Below are 21,072 nucleotides of genomic sequence, written 5' to 3' on the forward strand. Positions count from 1 at the left end.
GACCACCTCGCTGCTGCCTGCCCGCGCACCGGCACACCTCAGCCCGCGCACCCAGGGACCGGCCGATCCGGACGAGGCCGGAAGCTCCGCCCGCTGCCGGCCTTGTCAGTGGGCGAGCCCGCCCGAGAACAGGCGCGCCGCCTCCAACGCCGGATCCTCGGCGCTCAGCACCGCCTCGACCGCCGCGGCCAGGCGACGGGTGTCGGCACGCAGCACTCGCTGCTTGATCGACGCGATGCGCGCCGGGTGCATGGAGAAGCTGCGCAGCCCCATGGCCAGCAGCAAGTCGGTGAACGCCGCGTCGCCGGCCATCTCGCCGCAGACACTGACACCCTTGCCTCGAGCGTTGGCCTTGGCAATGGTGTCCGCGATCAGGCGCAACACCGCAGGATGCCAGGGATCGAAGAGATGGGAGACGGCATCATCGGACCGGTCGATCGCCAGCGTGTACTGGATCAGGTCGTTGGTGCCGATCGAGACGAAGTCGAAGTGATCGAGGAAGCGGCCGATCATCAGCGCCGCAGCAGGCACCTCGATCATCGCGCCGATCTCGACTTCGCCGTGAGCACAGCCTGCGTCGTCGAGTTGCTGCCGGGCACGCTCGAGCGCCTCCAGCGTCATCCGGATCTCGCCGACATGCGCGACCATCGGCACCAGGATGCGCACCTTGCCGAAGGCACTCGCGCGCAGGATGGCGCGCAGCTGCTGGCGGAACATGTCCGGCTCGGCCAGGCTCCAGCGGATCGCGCGCAGGCCCAGCGCCGGGTTCAGCGCATGCTCGTGTCGCAGCTCCTGCAGGCTCATGCGATCCAGCGGCTTGTCGGCACCGATGTCGACGGTGCGGATCGTCACCGGCAAGCCTTGCATCGACACCACGGCGTCGCGGTAGGCCTGGAACTGCTCGTCTTCGCCGGGCAGGTCGCCACCGCGGTTCATGAACAGGAACTCGCTGCGGAACAGGCCGACGCCGACCGCACCGGCCTCCAGCGCCCCGGCCGAATCGCCCGGCATCTCGATATTGGCCAGCAGTTCGACCGGCTGCCCGTCCAGCGTCACCGCCGGCGTGTGGCGCAGGCGGTTCAGGCGGGCGCGTTCGAGTTCGCTCTGGCGCTGGCGGAAGCGGTACTCCTCCAGCACGATCGGCGACGGGTTGACGATGACGACACCGGCGTCGCCGTCGATGACCAGCCAGTCGTCCTGCCGGATCAGGCGGCTCGCTTCGCGCGCACCGACGACGGCCGGGATGTCCAGGCTGCGCGCGACGATGGCGGTGTGCGAGGTGCGCCCGCCGACGTCGGTGACGAAGCCGGTGAAGACGCTGCGCTTGAACTGGATCATGTCGGCCGGTGCGACGTCGTTGGCGACCAGCACCAGCGGATCCTCGCCGCCGAAGTCGCGCATGCGCATCACGTCCGGCTCCGCAGAGGGACTGTGGCCCGGCTTGCTGCGGGCAAGGCAGCGCAACAGCCTCTCGGCCAGCTGCTCGACGTCGGCCTTGCGTTCACGCAGGTACTCGTCGTCCATCTCGTCGAACTGGCGCGCGAGCACCTCGAGCTGCGCCGACAACGCCCACTCGGCGTTGTAGTGGCGCTCGACGATCCACTGCCGGGTCGCCGAGGTCATGGTCTCGTCGTGCAGCAGCATCTGGTGCACGTCGAGCAGCGCCGACAGCTCGGCCGGCGCATCCTGCGGCAGGTCGCGCTTGAGCGCCGTCAGCTCCGCGGACACGATGTCGCGCGCCTGGCGCAGCCGGTCGATCTCCTGCTCGACTCGTTCGGCCGCGACGAAATAGTGCGCGACGTCGACGCGGCTGGAAGCCACCAGCACCGCGCGGCCGATCGCGACGCCGCGCGAGACGGGAGTGCCGAAGACCTGGATGCTCATGCGTTCGGCTCCCGTCGGCGCGTCACTGGCCTTCGCCGAACTTGGCGTCGATCAGGCCGCGCAGCGCTTCCATCGCGGCCTGCTCGTCCTCGCCGTCGGTCTCGATCTCGACCTCGGTGCCCATTCCGGCGGCCAGCATCATCACTCCCATGATGCTCTTGGCGTTGACCCGCCGGCCGTTGCGGCTCATGAAGACTTCGCTGCGGAAGGTGCCCGCCAGCTTGGTCAGCTTGGCCGAGGCGCGGGCGTGAAGGCCGAGCTTATTGCTGATGGTGATGCGGGTCTTGATCATGAGGGCCCGGGGAGACGGCCTGATTCTGCCGGCGCGCGCCGCCGATCTGCATGACACCTTGCGTACCACCGGCCACGGCGCGCGCGACCAGTTCATCCAGCGGAAGGTGGGCGTAGCACAGGGTGCGCCACAGCATCGGCACGTTGACCCCGGCGACGACACGTGCGGACACGCCGTCGGCCAGTTCGAGCGCCGCGTTGCAGGGCGTCGCGCCGAAGACGTCGACCAGGATCAGCGCCTCCTGGGCGCCGAGTTCGGCCAGCAGCGCACGCGCGCGCTCGACCACCTGCTCGGGTTGCATGCCGGGCTCGACGTCCAGCGCCGCCAGGCCGCGGCCGCAGTCCGGGTAGACATGCGCGGCCACCGCGCGCAGCGAAGACGCGAGCGGGGCGTGGGCGATGACGAGCAGGGCGGCCATGGCAGCAGGAGCGCGGATTATCGGCAGCTTTCGCTCCGTCTTGCGCACCGTACTCGCATCAGGGCCTGGGCGCACGGCGCGGGCCCAGAATCGGCGCCATGGAACAGCTGAAACCGGGCGCGCTCGCGGGGCTGCGCGTGCTCGATCTCTCGCGCGTGCTCGCCGGCCCCTGGTGCACGCAGACACTGGCCGACCTCGGCGCCGACGTCGTCAAGGTGGAACGCCCGCGCTCGGCACGCCACCCCGGCGGCGACGACACACGCGGCTGGGGCCCGCCGTTCCTGAAGGACGCCGCCGGCCACGACAGCGCCGAGGCCGCGTACTTCGTCGGCACCAACCGCAACAAACGTTCGGTGACGATCGACATCGCGCACCCCGACGGTCAGGCACTGGTGCGCCGGCTGGCCGACACCGCCGACGTGATGATCGAGAACTTCAAGGTCGGCGACATGGCGCGTTACGGCCTGGACGCCCAGGCGATGCGCGCGACGCGCCCGCGCCTCGTCTACTGCTCGATCACCGGCTACGGCCAGAGCGGGCCGTACCAGGATCGCGCCGGCTACGACTACGCGATCCAGGGCCTGGGCGGGCTGATGAGCGTGACCGGCGAGCGCGACGGCCTGCCCGGCGCCGGGCCGCAGAAGGTCGGCGTGGCGGTCGCCGATCTGTTCACCGGCATGTACGCGACGGTCGCCATCCTCGCCGCGCTGCGTCACCGCGACGCCACCGGCGAAGGCCAGGCGATCGACATGGCGCTGCTGGACACCCAGGTCGCGATGCTCGCCAACCTCGGCGCCAACTACCTGGCGACGAAGACGCCGCCGCGGCGCGTCGGCAATGCCCACGCCAACATCGTGCCCTACCAGGTGTTCGAGGTCGCCGACGGCCACCTGATCCTGGCGGTGGGCAACGACAGCCAGTTCAGGCGCTTCTGCGAGATCGCCGGCTGCGCCGAGCTGGCCACCGACGAACGCTTCGCGACGAACGCCGCGCGCGTGCGCCACCGTCAGGTGCTGATTCCAATGCTGGAGCCGCTGATGCGGCAGCGCGCGCGCGCCGACTGGCTGGCCGCCCTCGACGCCGCCGGCGTGCCCTGCGGCCCGATCAACGACCTCGGCGAGGTCTTCGCCGACGAGCAGGTGCGTGCGCGCGGCATGGTGACGCAGGCGGAGCACCCGCTGCTCGGCACGATCGATCTCGTCGCCAGCCCGATGAAGCTGTCGGCGACACCGCCGACGCTGCGCCGCGCGCCGCCGCTGCTCGGCGAACACACCGACGAGGTGCTGCGCGAGATCGGCCTGGCCGAGGCCGAGATCGCCGACCTGCACGCCCGCGGCGTGGTCTGACGCGGCCGGCTAGAGCGAGAAGACCTTGCGCAGGATCGCGCTGCCGGTACCGACCGGGTCGGCGCGGATCTTCTTCTCCTCCTCGCCGATCATCAGGTACAGGCCGTCTAGCGCCTTGGCGGTGACGTACTGCTGGACGTTGGCGTCCTCCTGCCGGATCAGGCCGAAACGCGAGGCCTTGCCGGCGACCGCGTTGTAGCGGTCCGCCAGCTTCACCTTCTCGGTCGCCTTGGTGACGATGGGCAGGAACTTCACGCCCAGCGGCTCGCGCGTCTTGCGTGCGAAGAAGTCGGTCACCGAGGTGTCGCCGCCGCGCACGATGTCCAGCGCGTCCTCGACGCTGATCGACTTGGCGGCGCTGACGAGCAGCGTGCGCGCCTCGGGCACCGCCGCCTCGGCGGCACGGTTCATCGCCGTCACCAGCTCGTCGACGCGTTTGCCCTGGCCGGTGGCGCGCAGCAGCCCGGCGGCATCCTCCAGTGCGCCCGGCAGCGGAATGCGCACCTTCGGGTTGCCGAGAAAGCCGTCGGTGCGCCCCAGCAAGCCGACGGCGGCGACGGCGCCACGTTCCAGCGCCGCACGCACGCCGGCGGCGGCATCGGTCTCGGTCAGCGCGGCGGCGCGGCCGGCGAGCGGCCAGACGCTCGACGCGGCGGCCAAGGTCCACGCGAATTGCCTGCGATCCATCGCAACTCCATCAAGACGGGAGACGCGATCGTGCGCGCGGGCGCGCACGCTGGCAACCGATCAGCCTTCGGTGACGCCCGCCGCGTGCGCCTGCTGGTCGGCGTGGTAGCTCGAGCGCACCATCGCGCCGACGGCGGCGTGGCTGAAGCCCATCGCCGCGGCCTCGCGCTCGAACATCTTGAAGGTGTCCGGGTGCACGTAGCGACGCACCGGCAGGTGGTGGCCGCTGGGCGCGAGGTACTGGCCGATGGTCAGCATCTCGATGCCGTGGGCGCGCATGTCGCGCATCACCTCGAGGATCTCCTCGTCGGTCTCGCCCAGGCCGACCATCAGCCCGCTCTTCGTCGGCACGGCCGGCACTTCTTCCTTGAAGCGCTTGAGCAGGTTCAGGCTGAAGGCGTAGTCGGCGCCCGGCCGCGCTTCCTTGTACAGACGCGGCACGGTCTCCAGGTTGTGGTTCATGACGTCCGGCGGCGCGGTCTTCAGGATCGCCAGCGCCTTGTCCAGGCGGCCGCGGAAGTCGGGCACCAGGACCTCGATGCGCGTCGCCGGCGACGCCTCGCGGATCGCGGTGATGCAGTCGACGAAGTGCTGGGCGCCGCCGTCGCGCAGGTCGTCGCGGTCGACGCTGGTGACGACGACGTACTTCAGCTTCAGCGCGGCGACGGTCTGGGCCAGCTTCTTCGGCTCCTCGGCGTCCAGCGGGTCCGGGCGGCCGTGGCCGACGTCGCAGAACGGGCAGCGCCGCGTGCACTTGTCGCCCATGATCATGAAGGTCGCCGTGCCCTTGCCGAAGCACTCGCCGATGTTCGGGCACGAGGCTTCCTCGCAGACCGTGTGCAGCTTCTGCTCGCGCAGCACGTTCTTGATCTCGTAGAAGCGCGAGGACGCCGAGCCGGCCTTCACGCGGATCCACTCCGGCTTCTTCAGCACCTCGGCCGGCACCACCTTGATCGGGATGCGCGAGGTCTTGGCCTGCGACTTCTGCTTGGCGGTCGGGTCGTAGGCCGGGGTCTGGGGATCGGTCATGGCGCGGAGCGGGCGGGCGTGGGAGCCCGAAGATTATCCGCCGCGGCCTTTCGCCGCCCGGCCGTCAGGGTCGGCGCCGGGCTCAGGCCGGCGCGAGCCGCCGTGCCAGCGCCTGGCCGAAGGCGCGCGCCGCGTCCTCCCAGCCGACCTCGATGCCCAGCGAGCGCAGGTCCACCGTCTTCAGCCCCTTGTAGCCGCAGGGGTCGATGCGCTCGAAAGGCTGCAGGTCCATCGCGACGTTCAGCGCCGCGCCGTGGTACGTGCAGTGGCCGCTGACCTTGATGCCGAGCGCGGCGATCTTGCCCAGGCCGGCGAACGGATCGTCGTCGCGAGGCACCAGGCGGGCGTGACCGAAGGGGTCGTCCAGGCGCACGTAGATGCCCGGCGCGCCGCGCACGCGGTGGCCGGTGACGCCGACGGCACCGAGCACGTCGAGCACCGCCTCCTCAAGGCGGAAGACGTATTCCTTGACGAAGTAGCCGGCACGCCGCAGGTCGACGAGCGGGTAGGCGACGACCTGGCCGGGGCCGTGGTACGTCACCTGGCCGCCACGGTTGGTGCGCACGACCGGGATCTCGCCGGCCGCCAGCACGTGGGCCTCGCGCCCGGCGATGCCCTGCGTGAAGACCGGAGGGTGCTCGACGAGCCAGATCTCGTCTTCGGTGCAGGCCGTGCGCGCCTCGGTGAAGCCGCGCATCGCGGCCTCGGTCTCGGCGTAGTCGCGCCGGCCCTGCAGCAGCAGCCGCATCGCCGTCAGAGCACGACCTTGACCATCGGGTGCGTGCTCAGCGTGCGGTAGAGCTCGTCGAGCTGCTCGCGGCTCGTCGCCGTGACGGTGATCGTCAGCCCCATGTAGTTGCCGCCCTTGCTCGGGCGGCGCTCGACACGCAGGCGGTCGAACTCGGGGTCGAAACGCAGCGCCACCGCGACGATGGCTTCCTCGAAGCCCTCGACGTGCGCGCCCATCACCTTGATCGGGAAGGCGCTCGGGTACTCGATGAGGCTTTGTTCGGGCGGGATGTCGGCCATCTTGACTTCAGATCGACTGCAGGCGCTTGGCCTGCTGGTAAGCCTCGTACAGGCGGGCGTAGACCGGGCCCGGCTTGCCGCGCAGCGCGCCGTGGCCCACCGGCACGCCGTCCAGGCGCGTGACCGGCAGCACTTCCTTGGTGGCCGAGCTCAGCAGCACCTCGTCGGCCGACAGCAGCTCGGCCTCGGACACCGGGCGCAGGCTGTAGGGGATGTCGCAGTCCTCGCACAGCTCGCGCAGCAGCTCGAAGCGGATGCCCTCGAGCACGAACTCGCTCTTGGGCGCGCCGATCAGCGCGCCTTCCTGCACGATCCAGACGTTGCTCGCCGAGGCCTCGGTGAGGAAACCGTCGCGCAGCATGATGGTCTCGACGGCGCCGTGGTCGGCCGACATCTGGCGCGCGAGCACGTTGCCCAGCAGGCTGGTGCTCTTGATGTCCCCGCGCTCCCAGCGGAAGTCGCGCGCGGTGATGCAGGCCACGCCGTGGTGGCGCTGCTCGGCCGTCGCGTGCTTCAGCGGGTTGACCATCATGAAGACCGTCGGCTCCAGGCCGTCGGGCATCACGTGGTCACGCGGGGCGACGCCGCGCGTGACCTGGATGTAGACCACCTGGTCATCGACGCCGCGCGTCTCGGCCAGCGTCTGCACCAGGCAGCGGCAGCGCTCCAGCCACTCGTCGCGCGTGTGCGGGTTCGGGATGCGGATCTTCGCCAGGCTGCGCTCCAGCCGCGCCAGGTGCTCGTCGAAGCGGAACAGCCGCCGGCCGTAGACCGGCACGACCTCGTAGATCCCGTCGCCGAAGATGAAGCCGCGGTCCAGGACCGGGATCTTCGCCTCGGCGAGCGGGGTGTAGTGGCCGTTCAGGTAGCAGAGCGTGTCGGGCAGGGCGATCGCCATGACGGTCTCGGTGTGGACGCCGCGTGAAGGCCCCAGATTACTTGATCCAGAGCCGCACGGCATCCCAGGCGCGGCCGAAGATGCCGGCCAGGCCCACCGGCTCGAGCACCTGCAGCGGGATCTCGGCCACCGGCGTGCCGCCGGCGGTCGTCACCTTCAGCGTGCCGACGCGCTGGCCCTGCTGCAGCGGCGCGACCAGCGGGTCGGTGCGCTGGATCGAGGTCTTCAGCTTGTCGCCTTCGCCGCGCGGCACGGCGACGAAGATCGCGCCCGGCGCGCCCAGGCGGGCTTCGGACTTGTTGCCCTTCCAGACCGGCACCGTGGCCACCGCCTTGCCGGCGTCGAACAGCCGGATCGCGTCCCAGGCGGCGTAGCCCCAGTTCAGCAGCTTCTGGCTCTCGTTGGCGCGGGCCTGCATCGAGGCCGTGCCCATCACCACCGACAGCAGCCGGCGCTTGCCGTTGGGCATGTCGCGCTGGGCGCTGGCCACGAGGCAGTAGCCGGCGGCTTCGGTGTAGCCGGTCTTCATGCCGTCGACGCTCGGGTCGCGGCCCAGCAGCAGGTTGCGGTTGTCCTGGCGGATGTTGTTGAACGCGAAGGCCCGCTCCGAATAGATCGGATAGAACTGCGGGTGGTCCTGGATGATGCGCGTGGCGATGTAGGCGATCTCACGCGGCGTCGTCTTGTGGCCGGCCTCGGTCAGCCCCGAGGGGTTGCGGAACTGGGTGTTTTTCAGCCCCCAGGCCTGGGCCTGCTTGTTCATCATCGCGACGAAGTTCTCGACCGTGCCGCCGACCGCCTCGGCCAGCGCGACCGTCGCGTCGTTGCCGCTCTGCACGATCATGCCGCGCAGCAGCTCGTCGACACGCGGCTGCATCCGGGTGTCGATGAACATCAGCGAGCCGCCGTACTTGCGCTCGTCCCAGGCGCGGGTGGACACCGGCACACGCTGGTCCAGCGCCAGCTTGCCGTCGCGCACGGCGTTGAACACCAGGTAGGCGCTCATCAGCTTGGTCAGCGAGGCCGGGTCGGCCGGCGTGTCGGCGTCGCGTTCGGCGAGCACCTGGTTGGCGCTGACGTCGATCAGGATGTACTGGCGCGCGGCGACCTCGGGCGGCACCGGGGCCTGGGCGTGGGCGCCAGCCACGAAGAAGGCCAGCGCCAGGGACAGGAGTCGTTTCATCGGGAAGGAATGGGGTGGGTCAGCGGTGCCAGGCACCGACGACGATCTGCTTGAGCAGCGTGAGCTGCCCGTGGAAGAAGTGGCCGGCGCCAGGCACCACCGTCAGCGGCAACGACTGGGGACGCGCCCAGTCGAGCACCGCCGCCAGCGGCACGACCTCGTCGGCCTCGCCGTGGATCACGACGCTGTCCTGAGGCACCGGCGCGGCGCGAAAGTTCCGCACCGCCGGCGCGACCAGCACCTGGCGCTCGACCGGCGTGCCGGCGTCGGCCAGGCGCGCAGCCAGCTGCGTGGCGATCGCGCCGCCGAAGGAGAAGCCGCCGACGGCCAGCGGCAGCGACGGGTCACGGAAGGCGGTGGCGACGGCCAGCGCGTCGTCGAGCTCGCCGACGCCGGCATCCCATTCACCGCCGGAGCCGCCGACACCTCGGAAGTTGAAGCGCACCGCGCGATAGCCCAGCTGGACGAACGCCCGCGCCAGCGTCTGCACGACCTTGTTGTCCATCGTGCCGCCGTGCAGCGGATGCGGGTGGCAGAGCACGGCCACGCCGCGCAGGCCGGCTGCGGGAGCGTCGATCGCGACGTCCAGCGCGCCGGCCGGGCCGGGGATCGCCCGGCGCTCGGTGGCCGAGTTCATCGGCCGACGTCGGGGGGCAGCATCAGGCGCTCGACGGGCCGCCCGTTTTTCAGGTGCGACTCGACGATCTCGTCGATGTCCTCGCGGTCGACGTAGGTGTACCAGGTGCCTTCGGGGTAGACCACGGCCACCGGGCCGCCGGCGCAGCGGTCCAGGCAGCCGGCCTTGTTGACGCGCACGCCGCCGGCGCCGGCCAGGCCTTCGGCCTTGACACGCGCCTTGCAGTGATCGAACGCCTCCTGCGCGCCATGGCGGGCGCAGCTCGACTCTCCGGCGGGCCGCTCGTTGAGGCAGAAGAAGATGTGATGCCGGAAATAGCTCATGGCGGGATTGTAGGCACCGCCCCCGGCACGGCCGGCGCGCGGGGCCTCAGTCGCGGCTGGCCAGACGACCCAGCAGCCAGCCGCCCGCGGCATACGGCCAGAGCCAGCCGATCCACTGCGCCAGCCCGTGGAAACGCACGAAACGCCCCTGCTCCCAGCTCTGCAGGCTGTCGGCGAAATACGGGTCGGCAGGCGCCTGCGCGACCAGCGTCACCAGCACCGTGAGCACCACCAGCCCCAGGCCGCAGGCGACGCGGCGCCCCACCGGCGCGAGCAGCAGCGCGCCGCCGGCCGCGGCCAGCAAGGCCGGGCCCACCATCGGCGTCAGCCAGGCCAGTGCATGTTGCGGGCCGAAGTTCAGCAGCGTCGACAGCGTCATCGTCGCCGCGGCCAGCGCCAGCGCGCCGGCGGCCAGCACCACGCGCCGCCAGCCCGGCGCAACGACCGAATAGGCCACCAGACAGGGCGCCAGCAGGCCCAGCGCCGTGACCGCGCCTTCGGCCGGCGGCCACAGGCGCTCGCCGGGCGTCGGCACCGCGGCCAGCATCTCGTAGACCGGGTCGGCCCAGGGCACTTCGTCGAGCCAGTCGAGCGCATAGCCGCGCAGGCGTTCGCCGAACTGCCCCAGGCCCAGCGGCACCGGCGCCGGGAACAGCAGCCCCAGCGGCCACAGCGCCAGCAGCGCCAGCGCCCCGGCGCTGCGCGGCACGAACCAGCGCTGGCGCAGCCCGTGCCAGCGGTCGATCAGCCCGGCGGCATGCAGCGCCGCACCGGCCAGCGCGCCGACGGCGCCGCCGGCCGAATTGAGCGCGAAGTCCTTCAGCGACGGGTGGCGCGTCGGCAGGAACTGCTGCGTGACCTCCGCGCCGTAGGACAGCGCCGCCGGCAGCACCAGGCCCAGCGCCAGCGACGGCAGCGGCGCCCAACCGCTGCGCCGTGCGGCGATCAGCACGAGGGCGCCAAGCGGCACGTAGCCGACGAAGTTGGACCAGTCGTCGAACGGCGTCACCCAGCGCGGCCAGGGCAGCGCCAGCAGCGCCGTCAGCTCCTGCCCCGGCGGCCAACGCCAGCCCTCGAACGGGAACAGGCTGGCGTAGACGATCAGCGCCGCGAACGCCGCCGCCAGCGGCGTGGCCGAGCTGCGGTGACGGTCGCTCGTCACGCGTGCGAAGCGCCCGCTAGAAGGGCTTGACGACGACCAGCACGACGATCACCACGAACAGGATCACCGTGACCTCGTTGAAAACGCGGAACCACTTGTGCGAACGTTTGTTGGCCGAGTTCTCGAAGTCCTTCAGCACGCGGCGGCAGAACTCCTGGTAGACGAGGATGCCCGCCACCAGCGTCAGCTTGGCGTGCAGCCAGCCGGCGCCGGCGCCGATGCCGAAGTGCAGCCACAGCAGCAGCCCCAGCACGAAGGCCGGGACCATCAGGATCATCATGAAGCGGTACAGCTTGCGCGCCATCAGCAGCAGGCGCTCGCGCTCGGCGTGGCTGTCCGGCGGCACCATCGCCAGGTTGACGAACAGACGCGGCAGGTAGAACAGCCCGGCGAACCAGCTCGCCACGAAGATGATGTGGAAGGCCTTGACCCAGAGGTAGCTCATCGGGCCATTATGGCGGGCGCCACGAGGCTGAAAAAAGGAGGCCCCGGCGCGGAGCCGGGGCCAGCAAGCCTTATCGCTGTCATCACGGTAAGGCACCTGCTCAGGGAGGAAAAGCAGGGAATGACCACCGCGCGTGCGGCTATCATTCATCGGTCACTTTAGCAGAGTGACCGGCGAAGAGCCAACCGAAATCCGTCGGGCCTTCGCAGGCGTGTGACACGCTCCAGAACCCCCAGGACAGCTCGTGCGTACCCTTCCCCCGTTCCCCGCGAGCCGGCCGCGCCGGCTGCGCCGCGATGCCTTCACCCGCGCCCTCGTGCGCGAAAACCGGCTGGCGCCGGAAGACTTCATCTACCCGGTGTTCGTGCTCGAGGGCACGGGTCAGGTCCAGGACGTGCCGAGCATGCCCGGCGTGCAGCGCATGAGCCAGGACATGCTGTTCGGCGTCGCCGAGCAGTGCGTCGAACTCGGCATCCCGGTGCTGGCGCTGTTCCCGAACATCGACGCGTCGCTGAAGACGCCCGACGGCCGCGAAGCGACCAATCCCGACGGCCTGATCCCGCGCACCGTGCGCGCGCTGAAGGAGCGCTTCCCCGAGCTCGGCGTGATGACCGACGTCGCGCTGGACCCGTACACCAGCCACGGCCAGGACGGCCTGCTCGACGAGACCGGCTACATCATCAACGACGCCACCGTCGAGGTGCTGACCGCCCAGGCGCTGACGCACGCCGCGGCCGGCGTCGACATCGTCGCGCCCAGCGACATGATGGACGGGCGCATCGGCGCGATCCGCAACGCGCTGGAAGCCGGCGGCCACATCCACACGCGCATCATGGCCTACAGCGCCAAGTACGCGAGCGCCTTCTACGGCCCGTTCCGCGACGCCGTCGGCACGCGCGGCACGCTGGGCAAGAGCGACAAGAAGGTCTACCAGATGGACCCGGGCAACTCCGACGAGGCCCTGCGCGAAGTGGCGCTGGACATCGCCGAAGGCGCCGACATGGTGATGGTCAAGCCCGGCCTGCCGTATCTGGACATCGTGCGCCGCGTGAAGGACGAGTTCGGCATGCCGACCTTCGCCTATCAGGTCAGCGGCGAGTACGCGATGATCAAGGCCGCCGCCGCCAACGGCTGGCTGGACCATGACGCCGTGATGATGGAAGCGCTGCTCGCCTTCAAGCGTGCCGGCGCCGACGGCATCCTGACCTACTTCGCGCTCGACGCCGCGCGGCTGCTGCGCCAGCGCTGATCCCGCCCGCATGCGGGTCTTCCACGTCGGCGCGCCGGGCTTCCGCGAACTCGACGCGCTGCCGCAGGCGCTGCCGGCCGAGGGCTTCCTCTGGATCGGCAGCGCACGCCGCGTCTTCGAGCTCGGCCAGGCCGATCTCCAGGCGGCGCTGCAGCGCTGGGGCCTCGGGGCGCTGGTCGACCTGCACGTCTCGGACCTGCTGAACCACCAGCTGCCGAGCCACTACGACTACACCTCCTGGTACGACCTGCTGGTCTTCCGGCGGCTGGCCGCCGCCGCCGGCAGCGAGGACCTGTTCGTCGACGACGAACACGGCACGATGGCCAGCGCCGAACGCGCGCTGCGTGCGATCGACACCAGCCCGGTCGGCTTCGTCGTCTTCGACCGCGTGCTGATCACCGTGCACCCGACCGACTGCGCCGTGCGCGAGCACTTCGCCACGCGCCTGGCCGGCGCCGGCACGCGCCTGCCGGCCAGCCCGGCGGACCTGATGCTGCGCATGGTCAACCACATGGTCGACAGCTACCTCGACCTGCGCCGGCTGCTGACGCGCCAGCTCGGCTACCTGCAGCAGCGCCTGCTCGACCCGAAGAGCCGCTTCGGCGACTGGAGCGTGCTGCTGCAGTCGCGCACCGCGCTGCACACGCTGGAGGACACCTGCGAGGACCAGCGCAGCGCGGTGCAGGAGTGGGTCGACGCGCTCGACGAATGGCCCGAACCCGCCGAAGCCGCCGCGCAACGCGAGCGCGAGCTGCTGCGCGTGCGCTCGCGCGACGTGCTCGAACACGTCGAACGTGTGCTCTCGCACGTGCGCCGGCTCGAGCACTCGGCCGAGACCGCGGTGCAGATGCACTTCTCGGCGGTGGCGCACCGCACCAACGACATCATGCGCACGCTGACGGTGCTGACCGCCGTCTTCCTGCCGCTGAACCTGATCACCGGCTTCTTCGGCATGAACTTCGACATGCTGCCGCTGGTGCACTCGAGCAACGGCATCTGGGTCGCGATCTGGCTGATGCTGGCCGTCGGCGTCGGGCTGGCGGTGTTCTTCTGGCGCAAGCGCTACCTCGGCGAACAGCGCCGCTGAATCCCGTTCTCCGATGAGCCGCCCGACACGCCGCCAGCTGGCGGTCCTGCTGCTGCTGACCCTGATCTGGGGCCTGAACTGGCCGGTGATGAAACTCGGCGTCAGCGGCTTCCCGCCGCTGTCCTTCCGCGCCGTGTCGATGCTCGCCGGGCTGCCGCTGTTCGGCCTGGCGCTGCTGGCGCTGCGCGTGCCGCTGGCGCTGCCGCGCGAGCACTGGGGCGAGCTGCTGCGGCTGACGGTGTCCAACATGCTGGTCTGGCACGTCGTCGTGATCCTCGCGATCCCGTCGCTGAGCTCGGGGCGCGCGGCGATCCTCGGCTACTCGATGCCGGTGTTCGCGGCGCTGTGGGGCCGCTGGCTGTTCGGCGACCGGCTGGGCTGGCGCCAGCTCGCCGGCGTCGCCGCCGCCGGGCTGGGTGTCGTGCTGCTGCTGGCGCACGAGGCCGGCCGCCTGGCCGGCGCGCCCTGGGCGGCCGCGGCGATGCTGCTGGCCGCGGCGACCTGGGCCTACGGCACGCATCGCCTGCGGCGCAGCACGATCCCGGTGCCGCTGCTCGCGGTGGCGTTCTGGATGACGGTCGTGACGACCGCCGTGATGAGCGTGCTGGCACTGGCCTTCGAGTCGCACAGCTGGACCCTGCCGTCGGCGCCGGTGGCCTGGGCCATCGCCTACAACGCCGTCGGCGTGTTCTGCTTCGCGCAGGCGGCCTGGTTCTACCTGGCGCGCACGCTGCCGCCGGTGGCCAGCTCGATCAGCGTGATGATGATCCCGGTGCTGGGCACCTTCTCCGGCGCGCTGGTGCTCGGCGAGACGCTGCACTGGCAGGACTTCGCGGCGATGCTGCTGATCGTCGCGGCGATCGCCTCGGTGCTGATGCGGCCGAAGGCCGGCTGATCAGCCGCGCGCGTAGGGGTCGGCGAAACCCAGCGCCGCGAGCAGCTCGGTCTCGCGCGCTTCCATCGCCTCGGCCTCGCCGTCGTCCTCGTGGTCCCAGCCCTGGGCGTGCAGCGTGCCGTGCACCAGCAGGTGGGCGTAGTGCGCCTCCAGCGTGACGCCCTGCTCGGCGGCTTCGCGCTCGACGACCGGCGCACAGAGGACCAGGTCGGCGACGACCTCGGGCTCGTGCTCGTAGTCGAAGGTCAGCACGTTGGTCGCGTAGTCCTTGCCGCGGTAATCGCGGTTGAGCGTGCGGCCCTCGTCCTCGTCGACGATGCGCACCGCGATGCGGCCGTTGGATTCGAGCGCCGTGCGCACGAAGCGCGCGACGCGGTGGCGCGCCAGCGCGCCGCGGTGGCGGGCGTCGGCGAACTGCAGCGACAGTTGGAGTTCAGGCTTCACGCGGCTCCCGGGCGGCGTCGTAGGCCTCGACGATGCGCGCCACCAGCGGGTGGCGCACGACGTCGGCGGCGGTGAAATCGGTGAACGCGATGCCCGGCACGCGCTTGAGGATGTGCCGCGCCTCGACCAGGCCGCTGGCCATGCCCTTGGGCAGGTCGACCTGGCTGACGTCGCCGGTGACGACGCACTTGCTGCCGAAGCCGATGCGCGTGAGGAACATCTTCATCTGCTCGCGCGTCGTGTTCTGGGCCTCGTCGAGGATCACGAACGCGTGGTTGAGCGTGCGCCCGCGCATGAAGGCCAGCGGCGCGATCTCGATCTGGCCGCGCTCGAAGGCCTTGGTGACGCGGTCGAAACCCATCAGGTCGTAGAGCGCGTCGTACAGCGGGCGCAGGTAGGGGTCGACCTTCTGCGCCAGGTCGCCGGGCAGGAAACCCAGGCGCTCGCCGGCCTCGACGGCCGGGCGCGTCAGCACGATGCGCTGCACGCCGTGGCGCTCGAGCGCGTCGACGGCGCAGGCCACGGCGAGAAAGGTCTTGCCGGTGCCGGCCGGGCCGATGCCGAAGGTGATGTCGTGCGACAGGATCTGGCGCAGGTACTGCACCTGGTTGGGCGTGCGGCCGACGAGGTCGGCATGGCGCGTGTGCAGCACGATGCGCTCGGCGCCGCCGTCAGCCGGCGTGCCGGGCGCGGGCGGCGGCATCGCGCCGGCTTCGGCCAGCGCGAGCTGCAGCCGGCGTTCGCCGATCGGCGCTTCGGCCAGCGCGTACAGCCGGTCGAGCAGCGCGACGGCGCGTTCGACCGCGGCGCGTGCGCCGTCGATGCGGAAGCTGTCGTCGCGGCGCGCGAGCGTCACGCCGAGGCCGGCCTCGATGGCGCGCAGATGCGCGTCGAGCGGGCCGCAGAGATGGGCGAGCCGACGGTGGTCGGCCGGGGCGAGCGTGTGGCGGCGGATCAAGCGGCGAGGATGCGGGGGGACGGCAGGAAGCGCCATTGTCGCAGCGCCGCCGGGCCGGCGGCATGCCTCAGAATCGGTCGACATGTCGTCGCCCGCCGCCCTGCTCCGCCGCCTGTCGTCGCTGCTGCTCCTGCTGATGTTCGCGCTGGCGGCGCTGCCGGCGGCGGCGCAGACGCTGCGCATCACCTCGGCGCTGGTGGCCCCCGGCGACACGCCAGGATTCCCCGGCGACGCCGACGCGCGCCCGGTCACGCTGCCCGACGACTGGTCGCGCACGCGCCCCAACGAGGCCGGGCCGGTCTGGTACCGCGTCGGCTTCCGCGCGCTGCAGCGGCCCGGCGACGACGAGCTGAGCGCGCTGTACATCGAACGCGCCTGCACCAACCTCGAGGTCCACCTCAACGGCCAGCTCGTCTTCAGCGGCGGGCGCATGCGCGAGCCGGCGACCAACAACTGCGGCCAGCCGCAGCTGGTGACGCTGCCCTCGGCGCTGATCGCGCCGGAGCTGAACACGCTGGACATCAAGGTCACCGGCCAGCCGCTGGCGCGCGTGGGCTCACGCTGGCGCGCCGGCGGGCTGTCGGCGCTGGAGCTGGGGCCGCAGTCGCTGCTGCTGCACCGCCAGGCGCGCCAGCACACCTTCGCCGTGGCGCTGCCGCAGGCGCTGTCGGCGACGCTGCTGCTGATGGGCAGCTTCATGTTCGTGCTCGGCACGATCAACCGGCGCGAGTCGCACCTGGCCTACTTCGGCGCACTGTCGGTGCTGTGGTCGGCGCTGGAGGCCCGGCTGTGGCTGCGCACGGTGCCGGTGGACCCGGCGGTGGCGGAGTTCCTGCTGTGCTCGCTGCTGGCCTTCATCACGCTGGCCGCGGTGCAGTTCCTGCTGCGCTACGCCCGGCACCGCAGCCGCCTCGCCGACCGCCTGCTGCCGCTGCAGTGCGTGGCGATGCCGGCCTCGCTGGTGCTCGCCGGCGCGGCGCATCTGCACACGCTGACGATGCTGTGGTCGCTGCTGCTCGGCCTGCAGGTGGGCGCCGCGGCCCTGCTCTACCTGCGCGCGCAATGGCGCGCGCACTCGCGCTCGTCGTGGGTGATGGCGGCGACGCTGGGCACGCTGGCGCTGGCCGCGCTGGTGGAGTTCGTCTCGCAGCAGATCGGCGGCAGCCCGCTGCCGGCGCAGGCCGCGCGGCTGGTGGCGCCGCTGATGTTCGTCGTCGTCGGCCTGCGCCTGGTGCAGCAGCACGGGCGTGCGCTGCAGGAGGCCGAACTCGGCCGCGCCCACCTGGAGGAGCGCGTGCGCGAGGCCACTGCCGAGATCGAGCGCAACTTCCGCCAGCTCGCCGAGCTGCGTGTCGAGCAGATCACCGAGCGCGAACGCAAGCGCATCGCCGCCGACCTGCACGACGACCTGGGCGCCAAGCTGCTGACCATCGTGCACACCAGCGACGACCAGCGCATCTCGACGCTGGCGCGCGAGGCGCTGGAGGAGATGCGGCTGTCGGTGCGCGGCCTCACCGGCCGTGCGGTGCGCCTGGCCGACGCGCTCGGCGACTGGCGCGCCGAGGTCGTCAACCGGCTCGCGCAGGCCGGCATCCAGGCCGAGTGGGACGCCCCCGAGGACCTGACGCAGATGCTGTCGGCACGCGCCTTCGTGCAGACCACGCGCATCCTGCGCGAGGCGACGAGCAACATCATCAAGCACAGCGGCGGCTCGCACGCCTCGGTGACCTGCACCGTGGCCGACGGCGACTTCAAGGTCGTTGTCCAGGACGACGGCGACGGCATCAAGATCGAGAACGACGGCCGGCTGGACCGTGGCCACGGCATGGCGACGATGAAGAACCGCGCCAAGCAGCTGCAGGGGCAGTGCCTGGTGGAATCCGCTCCCGGCCGCGGGACCGTGATACGGCTCACGATCCCGCTGGACCGGGCGCTGGAGGGCGCCGCCTAGTGCGGCGCCGCGGCACCGGCTGCTGTTAGGATCAGTTTTCGGCCCCCACGAGCCCCAGCCCCATGAAGAACGTCCTGCTGCTCGAAGACCTCCCCGAAATCCGCGCCTGGATGCGCAAGCTGGTGCTCCAGGTGTTTCCGTCCGCGCAGATCTCGGAGAGCGCCCGCGTCCAGGACGCGATCTCGCTGGCCGCGGCCGTCAAGTTCGAGCTGGCGCTGATCGACCTCGGCCTGCCCGACGGCAGCGGCGTCGACGTCGTCACCAAGCTGCGCGACGTGCAGCCCGACGCGCAGTCGGTCGTCGTCACGATCCACGACGACGACGAGCACCTGTTCCCGGCGCTGCAGGCCGGCGCCTTCGGCTACATCCTGAAGGAGCAGCCGCGCGAGCTGATCGTCGAGCAGCTGCAGCGCATCAGCCAGGGCGAGCCGCCGCTGTCGCCGTCGATCGCGCGGCGCATGATGGCCCACTTCACGCAGAAGGCGAAGCCGCAGACCTCGCTGCTGCCGCACGTGCAGCTGACCGACCGCGAGAGCGAGGTGCTGCTGCGCGTGGCCAAGGGCTACACGCTGCCCGAGATCGGCGTGCAGCTGGGCCTGTCGCGCCACACGATCGCCGACTACGTCAAGCAGATCTACCGCAAGCTCAACGTGAGCTCGCGCGCCGAGGCGGCGCTGGAAGCGCAGCGCCTGGGCCTGTTCCGCTGATCCCCGGCCGGGCTCGCGGCCCGGCGCGGCGACAATCGCGGCCATGATCGGACGACTCTCCGGCACGCTGGCCGAAAAGACCCCCCCGCAGCTGCTCGTCGACGTCGGCGGCGTCGGCTACGAAGTCGACGTGCCGATGAGCACGTTCTATCACCTGCCCGCGCTCGGCGAGCGTGTCGTGCTGCTGACCGAGTTCGTCGTGCGCGAGGACGCGCAGCAGCTCTTCGGCTTCCTCACCGCGAGTGAACGCGCGACCTTCCGGCTGCTGGTCAAGATCAGCGGCGTCGGCCCGCGCATGGCGCTGGCGCTGCTGTCGGGGCTGTCGGTGGCCGAGCTGTCGCAGGCCGTCGCGGCGCAGGACGGCGCCCGCCTCGTCAAGGTGCCCGGCATCGGCAAGAAGACCGCCGAGCGCGTGCTGCTCGAGCTGAAGGGCAAGCTCGCGCCCGACCTGGGCCTGCCGTCGGCCGCCGGCGGCGCCGGCGATGCCCACGCCGACATCGTGCAGGCACTGATGGCGCTGGGCTACAACGAGCGCGAGGCCCAGGCCGCGGCCAAGGCGCTGCCGAAGGACGTCGGCGTCAGCGAAGGCATCAAGGTGGCGCTCAAGGCACTGAACCGTTAGCCCCCGAGCTCGCTTTCGCTCGCTACCCCCCGAGGGGGCCGTCCGCCAACGGACCGGCGGAGCCGGCCCGTGGCGGGAAGCTGGGTCGCGCGGGGATCAGCGGACCTCGCTCGCCGGACTCAGTGACCGCTGTGCTTCATCGCCGGCATCGCGGCGTTCATCGCCTTCACGGGCACCTGCAGCTCGACGCTCTCGCGCTTCTGGTCGGCGCCTTCGAAGATCAGCGTCACCGGCACCGTGGAACCCACGTCCAGCGCCTGCTTCAGGTCCATCAGCATCACGTGGTAGCCGCCGGGCTTGAGCTCGACGGTCTGGCCGGCCGGCAGCGCCAGGCCGTTGGCCAGCGCGCGCATCTTCATCACGTTGCCGTCCATCGCCATCTCGTGCACCTCGACGACGCCGGCCACCGGCGACGAGGCGCCGACCAGGCGGCCGCCCTGGGCCGAGCTGATCTGGGCGAACAGGCCGGTCGCCTTCTGCTGGGCCACGGTGCCGCGGATCCAGGCGTCCTTGACGGTGGTCTGGGCCGAGGCGGCCGCGGCGGCCAGGCTCAACAGCGCGCCGATCACGGCAGCGGTGCTACGGTTCATCGCGAAACACTCCTTGGGTCGTCGCCGGCGGCCGACACGGGCGCCGGGGCAGGCAGTCTAGCTCGCCATAATCCGGCCCCATGGCGATCAAGACCGACGACTTCGGCTCACTCCCGGCCCCGCGCGTGGTCAGCGCCGCCCCCGCGTCGCCCAACGAGGAGGCGATCGAGCGTGCGCTGCGGCCCAAGGTGCTGGACGAGTACGTCGGCCAGGCGCGTGCGCGCGAGCAGCTGGAGATCTTCATCCACGCCGCCCGCGGCCGCGCCGAGGCGCTGGACCACGTGCTGCTGTTCGGCCCGCCGGGGCTGGGCAAGACGACGCTGGCGCACATCGTCGCCGCGGAACTGGGCGTCAACCTGCGCCAGACCTCGGGCCCGGTGCTGGAGAAGCCGCGCGACCTGGCGGCGATCCTGACCAATCTCGAGAAGAACGACGTGCTGTTCATCGACGAGATCCACCGCCTGTCGCCGGTCGTCGAGGAGATCCTCTACCCGGCGCTGGAGGACTATCAGATCGACATCATGATCGGCGACGGCCCGGCGGCACGTTCGATCAAGCTCGACCTGCAGCCGTTCACGCTGGTCGGCGCGACGACCCGCGCCGGCATGCTGACCAACCCGCTGCGCGACCGCTTCGGCATCGTCGCGCGGCTGGAGTTCTACAACGCCGACGAGCTGACGCGCATCGTCACGCGCTCGGCCGGGCTGCTGGGTGTCGAGGTCGACCCGGCCGGCGCGCTGGAAGTCGCGCGGCGCTCGCGCGGCACGCCGCGCATCGCCAACCGGCTGCTGCGCCGGGTGCGCGACTACGCCCAGGTCAAGGGCGACGGCCGCATCGACGCGCCGATCGCCGACAAGGCGCTGGCGCTGCTGGACGTCGACCCGCTGGGCTTCGACGTCATGGACCGCAAGCTGCTGGAGGCGGTGATCCACCGCTTCGACGGCGGCCCGGTCGGGCTGGACAACGTCGCCGCGGCGATCGGCGAGGAGGCGGGCACGATCGAGGACGTCATCGAGCCCTACCTGATCCAGCAGGGCTACCTGCAGCGCACGCCGCGCGGCCGTGTCGCCACGCTCGCGGCCTACCGCCACCTGGGCCTGTCGCCGCCCCAGCGGGCCGGCGGCGACCTGTTCGGCACCGGCTGAACAGGCCGGCCGGGCCGGCTGCGTGAAGGCTGTCACACCGCACCGCTCGGTCTTACAGCCGGTCACCACCTCCCCGGCATACTTTCTCAAC

General features: G+C 71.2%; 24 protein-coding genes. 8 read left to right on the top strand and 16 right to left on the bottom strand.

Features of this window, described 5'->3' with window-relative positions; translation table 11 throughout:
- Window positions 1-105: 105 nt before the first annotated feature.
- From ptsP to G5B56_RS12590, 3 genes are read right to left on the bottom strand one after another with little or no spacing between them, the layout of a single operon-like run.
- Window positions 106-1,884 (bottom strand): phosphoenolpyruvate--protein phosphotransferase, encoded by a 1,779-nt coding sequence (ptsP, locus tag G5B56_RS12580; protein WP_164963424.1) that lies wholly within the window; start codon window positions 1,882-1,884, stop codon window positions 106-108.
- Window positions 1,885-1,906: 22 nt separating this feature from the next.
- Window positions 1,907-2,176 (bottom strand): HPr family phosphocarrier protein, encoded by a 270-nt coding sequence (locus tag G5B56_RS12585; RefSeq protein WP_009858447.1) that lies wholly within the window; start codon window positions 2,174-2,176, stop codon window positions 1,907-1,909.
- A complete protein-coding gene (locus tag G5B56_RS12590) occupies window positions 2,145-2,594 on the bottom strand; it encodes a PTS sugar transporter subunit IIA (RefSeq protein WP_009858448.1) in 450 nt (149 codons plus the stop codon). The genes G5B56_RS12585 and G5B56_RS12590 overlap by 32 nt, the downstream gene beginning before the upstream one ends.
- Window positions 2,595-2,692: 98 nt before the next feature.
- Between G5B56_RS12590 and G5B56_RS12595 the strand changes: the two genes are divergently transcribed.
- Entirely contained in the window at window positions 2,693-3,940 is a 1,248-nt protein-coding gene (locus G5B56_RS12595) for a CaiB/BaiF CoA-transferase family protein (protein WP_164963425.1), read from the top strand.
- 9 nt (window positions 3,941-3,949) lie between these two features.
- Here the strand turns inward: G5B56_RS12595 and G5B56_RS12600 are convergent, their stop codons facing one another.
- The 10 genes from G5B56_RS12600 to G5B56_RS12645 form a co-directional block, all read right to left on the bottom strand.
- Window positions 3,950-4,627 (bottom strand): DUF4197 domain-containing protein, encoded by a 678-nt coding sequence (locus tag G5B56_RS12600; protein ID WP_164963426.1) that lies wholly within the window; start codon window positions 4,625-4,627, stop codon window positions 3,950-3,952.
- Between the two features lie 60 nt (window positions 4,628-4,687).
- On the bottom strand, window positions 4,688-5,656 hold the full coding sequence (lipA, locus tag G5B56_RS12605) for a lipoyl synthase (protein WP_009858451.1): 969 nt from the start codon (window positions 5,654-5,656) through the stop codon (window positions 4,688-4,690).
- Between the two features lie 82 nt (window positions 5,657-5,738).
- Window positions 5,739-6,404, bottom strand: a complete 666-nt coding sequence (lipB, locus tag G5B56_RS12610) for a lipoyl(octanoyl) transferase LipB (RefSeq protein WP_164963427.1) — start codon at window positions 6,402-6,404, stop codon at window positions 5,739-5,741.
- Window positions 6,405-6,409: 5 nt separating this feature from the next.
- A complete protein-coding gene (locus tag G5B56_RS12615; RefSeq protein WP_164963428.1) occupies window positions 6,410-6,685 on the bottom strand; it encodes a DUF493 family protein in 276 nt (91 codons plus the stop codon).
- 7 nt (window positions 6,686-6,692) lie between these two features.
- Window positions 6,693-7,583 carry a D-amino acid aminotransferase gene (locus G5B56_RS12620; protein WP_164963429.1) on the bottom strand — a complete coding sequence of 297 codons (891 nt, stop codon included), beginning with the start codon at window positions 7,581-7,583 and terminating at the stop codon, window positions 6,693-6,695.
- Between the two features lie 37 nt (window positions 7,584-7,620).
- A complete protein-coding gene (locus G5B56_RS12625) occupies window positions 7,621-8,766 on the bottom strand; it encodes a D-alanyl-D-alanine carboxypeptidase family protein (protein WP_009858455.1) in 1,146 nt (381 codons plus the stop codon).
- Between the two features lie 19 nt (window positions 8,767-8,785).
- Window positions 8,786-9,403 carry an alpha/beta hydrolase gene (locus G5B56_RS12630; RefSeq protein ID WP_009858456.1) on the bottom strand — a complete coding sequence of 206 codons (618 nt, stop codon included), beginning with the start codon at window positions 9,401-9,403 and terminating at the stop codon, window positions 8,786-8,788.
- Complete coding sequence (locus G5B56_RS12635) at window positions 9,400-9,726, bottom strand: ferredoxin (RefSeq protein ID WP_009858457.1); 327 nt, start codon at window positions 9,724-9,726, stop codon at window positions 9,400-9,402. Before G5B56_RS12635 ends, G5B56_RS12630 begins: the two co-directional genes overlap by 4 nt.
- Before the next feature lie 46 nt (window positions 9,727-9,772).
- Complete coding sequence (locus G5B56_RS12640; RefSeq protein ID WP_164963430.1) at window positions 9,773-10,888, bottom strand: VanZ family protein; 1,116 nt, start codon at window positions 10,886-10,888, stop codon at window positions 9,773-9,775.
- Window positions 10,889-10,904: 16 nt separating this feature from the next.
- Window positions 10,905-11,333, bottom strand: a complete 429-nt coding sequence (locus G5B56_RS12645; RefSeq protein WP_164963431.1) for a CopD family protein — start codon at window positions 11,331-11,333, stop codon at window positions 10,905-10,907.
- Between the two features lie 244 nt (window positions 11,334-11,577).
- Here G5B56_RS12645 and hemB point away from each other — a divergent pair, with 244 nt between their 5' ends.
- From hemB to G5B56_RS12660, 3 genes are read left to right on the top strand one after another with little or no spacing between them, the layout of a single operon-like run.
- A complete protein-coding gene (gene hemB, locus G5B56_RS12650) occupies window positions 11,578-12,582 on the top strand; it encodes a porphobilinogen synthase (RefSeq protein WP_029718861.1) in 1,005 nt (334 codons plus the stop codon).
- Window positions 12,583-12,592: 10 nt separating this feature from the next.
- Entirely contained in the window at window positions 12,593-13,669 is a 1,077-nt protein-coding gene (locus G5B56_RS12655) for a magnesium transporter CorA family protein (protein WP_164963432.1), read from the top strand.
- 13 nt (window positions 13,670-13,682) lie between these two features.
- Complete coding sequence (locus G5B56_RS12660; RefSeq protein ID WP_009858462.1) at window positions 13,683-14,564, top strand: DMT family transporter; 882 nt, start codon at window positions 13,683-13,685, stop codon at window positions 14,562-14,564.
- Here the strand turns inward: G5B56_RS12660 and ybeY are convergent, their stop codons facing one another.
- Window positions 14,565-15,008: an rRNA maturation RNase YbeY gene (gene ybeY / locus G5B56_RS12665; protein WP_009858463.1), complete on the bottom strand. Its 444-nt coding sequence runs from the start codon at window positions 15,006-15,008 to the stop codon at window positions 14,565-14,567.
- Window positions 14,998-15,966 carry a PhoH family protein gene (locus G5B56_RS12670; RefSeq protein ID WP_009858464.1) on the bottom strand — a complete coding sequence of 323 codons (969 nt, stop codon included), beginning with the start codon at window positions 15,964-15,966 and terminating at the stop codon, window positions 14,998-15,000. The genes ybeY and G5B56_RS12670 overlap by 11 nt, the downstream gene beginning before the upstream one ends.
- A gap of 82 nt (window positions 15,967-16,048) precedes the next feature.
- Here G5B56_RS12670 and embS point away from each other — a divergent pair, with 82 nt between their 5' ends.
- The 3 genes from embS (at window position 16,049) to ruvA (ending at window position 19,246) form a co-directional block, all read left to right on the top strand.
- Window positions 16,049-17,917 (top strand): sensor histidine kinase EmbS, encoded by a 1,869-nt coding sequence (gene embS / locus G5B56_RS12675; RefSeq protein WP_164963433.1) that lies wholly within the window; start codon window positions 16,049-16,051, stop codon window positions 17,915-17,917.
- Window positions 17,918-17,979: 62 nt separating this feature from the next.
- A complete protein-coding gene (gene embR, locus G5B56_RS12680) occupies window positions 17,980-18,624 on the top strand; it encodes a response regulator transcription factor EmbR (RefSeq protein WP_009858466.1) in 645 nt (214 codons plus the stop codon).
- Window positions 18,625-18,667: 43 nt separating this feature from the next.
- Window positions 18,668-19,246 carry a Holliday junction branch migration protein RuvA gene (ruvA, locus tag G5B56_RS12685; RefSeq protein ID WP_009858467.1) on the top strand — a complete coding sequence of 193 codons (579 nt, stop codon included), beginning with the start codon at window positions 18,668-18,670 and terminating at the stop codon, window positions 19,244-19,246.
- A 119-nt stretch (window positions 19,247-19,365) separates the two neighbouring features.
- On the opposite strand, the gene G5B56_RS12690 is transcribed toward ruvA, so the two are convergent.
- Window positions 19,366-19,836 carry a copper chaperone PCu(A)C gene (locus G5B56_RS12690; protein ID WP_009858468.1) on the bottom strand — a complete coding sequence of 157 codons (471 nt, stop codon included), beginning with the start codon at window positions 19,834-19,836 and terminating at the stop codon, window positions 19,366-19,368.
- A gap of 80 nt (window positions 19,837-19,916) precedes the next feature.
- On the opposite strand from G5B56_RS12690, the gene ruvB reads away from it, so the two are divergent.
- Window positions 19,917-20,981, top strand: coding sequence for a Holliday junction branch migration DNA helicase RuvB (ruvB, locus tag G5B56_RS12695; protein WP_164963434.1), 1,065 nt, complete (start codon window positions 19,917-19,919; stop codon window positions 20,979-20,981).
- Window positions 20,982-21,072 lie beyond the last annotated feature (91 nt).

It is taken from the genome of Rubrivivax sp. JA1026 (genome assembly GCF_011065555.1).
GTDB lineage: Bacteria > Pseudomonadota > Gammaproteobacteria > Burkholderiales > Burkholderiaceae_C > Rubrivivax > Rubrivivax benzoatilyticus.

What these genes read in the sequence shown, in the direction of transcription:
- G5B56_RS12690 (WP_009858468.1), bottom strand. Translation starts at nt 19,836, where the DNA reads ATGAACCGTAGCACCGCTGCCGTGATCGGCGCGCTGTTGAGCCTGGCC.
- G5B56_RS12655 (WP_164963432.1), top strand. Translation starts at nt 12,593, where the DNA reads ATGCGGGTCTTCCACGTCGGCGCGCCGGGCTTCCGCGAACTCGACGCG.
- G5B56_RS12615 (WP_164963428.1), bottom strand. Translation starts at nt 6,685, where the DNA reads ATGGCCGACATCCCGCCCGAACAAAGCCTCATCGAGTACCCGAGCGCC.
- ptsP (WP_164963424.1), bottom strand. Translation starts at nt 1,884, where the DNA reads ATGAGCATCCAGGTCTTCGGCACTCCCGTCTCGCGCGGCGTCGCGATC.
- G5B56_RS12660 (WP_009858462.1), top strand. Translation starts at nt 13,683, where the DNA reads ATGAGCCGCCCGACACGCCGCCAGCTGGCGGTCCTGCTGCTGCTGACC.
- G5B56_RS12625 (WP_009858455.1), bottom strand. Translation starts at nt 8,766, where the DNA reads ATGAAACGACTCCTGTCCCTGGCGCTGGCCTTCTTCGTGGCTGGCGCC.
- ruvB (WP_164963434.1), top strand. Translation starts at nt 19,917, where the DNA reads ATGGCGATCAAGACCGACGACTTCGGCTCACTCCCGGCCCCGCGCGTG.
- embR (WP_009858466.1), top strand. Translation starts at nt 17,980, where the DNA reads ATGAAGAACGTCCTGCTGCTCGAAGACCTCCCCGAAATCCGCGCCTGG.
- lipB (WP_164963427.1), bottom strand. Translation starts at nt 6,404, where the DNA reads ATGCGGCTGCTGCTGCAGGGCCGGCGCGACTACGCCGAGACCGAGGCC.
- G5B56_RS12585 (WP_009858447.1), bottom strand. Translation starts at nt 2,176, where the DNA reads ATGATCAAGACCCGCATCACCATCAGCAATAAGCTCGGCCTTCACGCC.
- G5B56_RS12600 (WP_164963426.1), bottom strand. Translation starts at nt 4,627, where the DNA reads ATGGATCGCAGGCAATTCGCGTGGACCTTGGCCGCCGCGTCGAGCGTC.
- G5B56_RS12590 (WP_009858448.1), bottom strand. Translation starts at nt 2,594, where the DNA reads ATGGCCGCCCTGCTCGTCATCGCCCACGCCCCGCTCGCGTCTTCGCTG.
- G5B56_RS12635 (WP_009858457.1), bottom strand. Translation starts at nt 9,726, where the DNA reads ATGAGCTATTTCCGGCATCACATCTTCTTCTGCCTCAACGAGCGGCCC.
- G5B56_RS12630 (WP_009858456.1), bottom strand. Translation starts at nt 9,403, where the DNA reads ATGAACTCGGCCACCGAGCGCCGGGCGATCCCCGGCCCGGCCGGCGCG.
- embS (WP_164963433.1), top strand. Translation starts at nt 16,049, where the DNA reads ATGTCGTCGCCCGCCGCCCTGCTCCGCCGCCTGTCGTCGCTGCTGCTC.
- G5B56_RS12645 (WP_164963431.1), bottom strand. Translation starts at nt 11,333, where the DNA reads ATGAGCTACCTCTGGGTCAAGGCCTTCCACATCATCTTCGTGGCGAGC.
- G5B56_RS12595 (WP_164963425.1), top strand. Translation starts at nt 2,693, where the DNA reads ATGGAACAGCTGAAACCGGGCGCGCTCGCGGGGCTGCGCGTGCTCGAT.
- ruvA (WP_009858467.1), top strand. Translation starts at nt 18,668, where the DNA reads ATGATCGGACGACTCTCCGGCACGCTGGCCGAAAAGACCCCCCCGCAG.
- lipA (WP_009858451.1), bottom strand. Translation starts at nt 5,656, where the DNA reads ATGACCGATCCCCAGACCCCGGCCTACGACCCGACCGCCAAGCAGAAG.
- G5B56_RS12620 (WP_164963429.1), bottom strand. Translation starts at nt 7,583, where the DNA reads ATGGCGATCGCCCTGCCCGACACGCTCTGCTACCTGAACGGCCACTAC.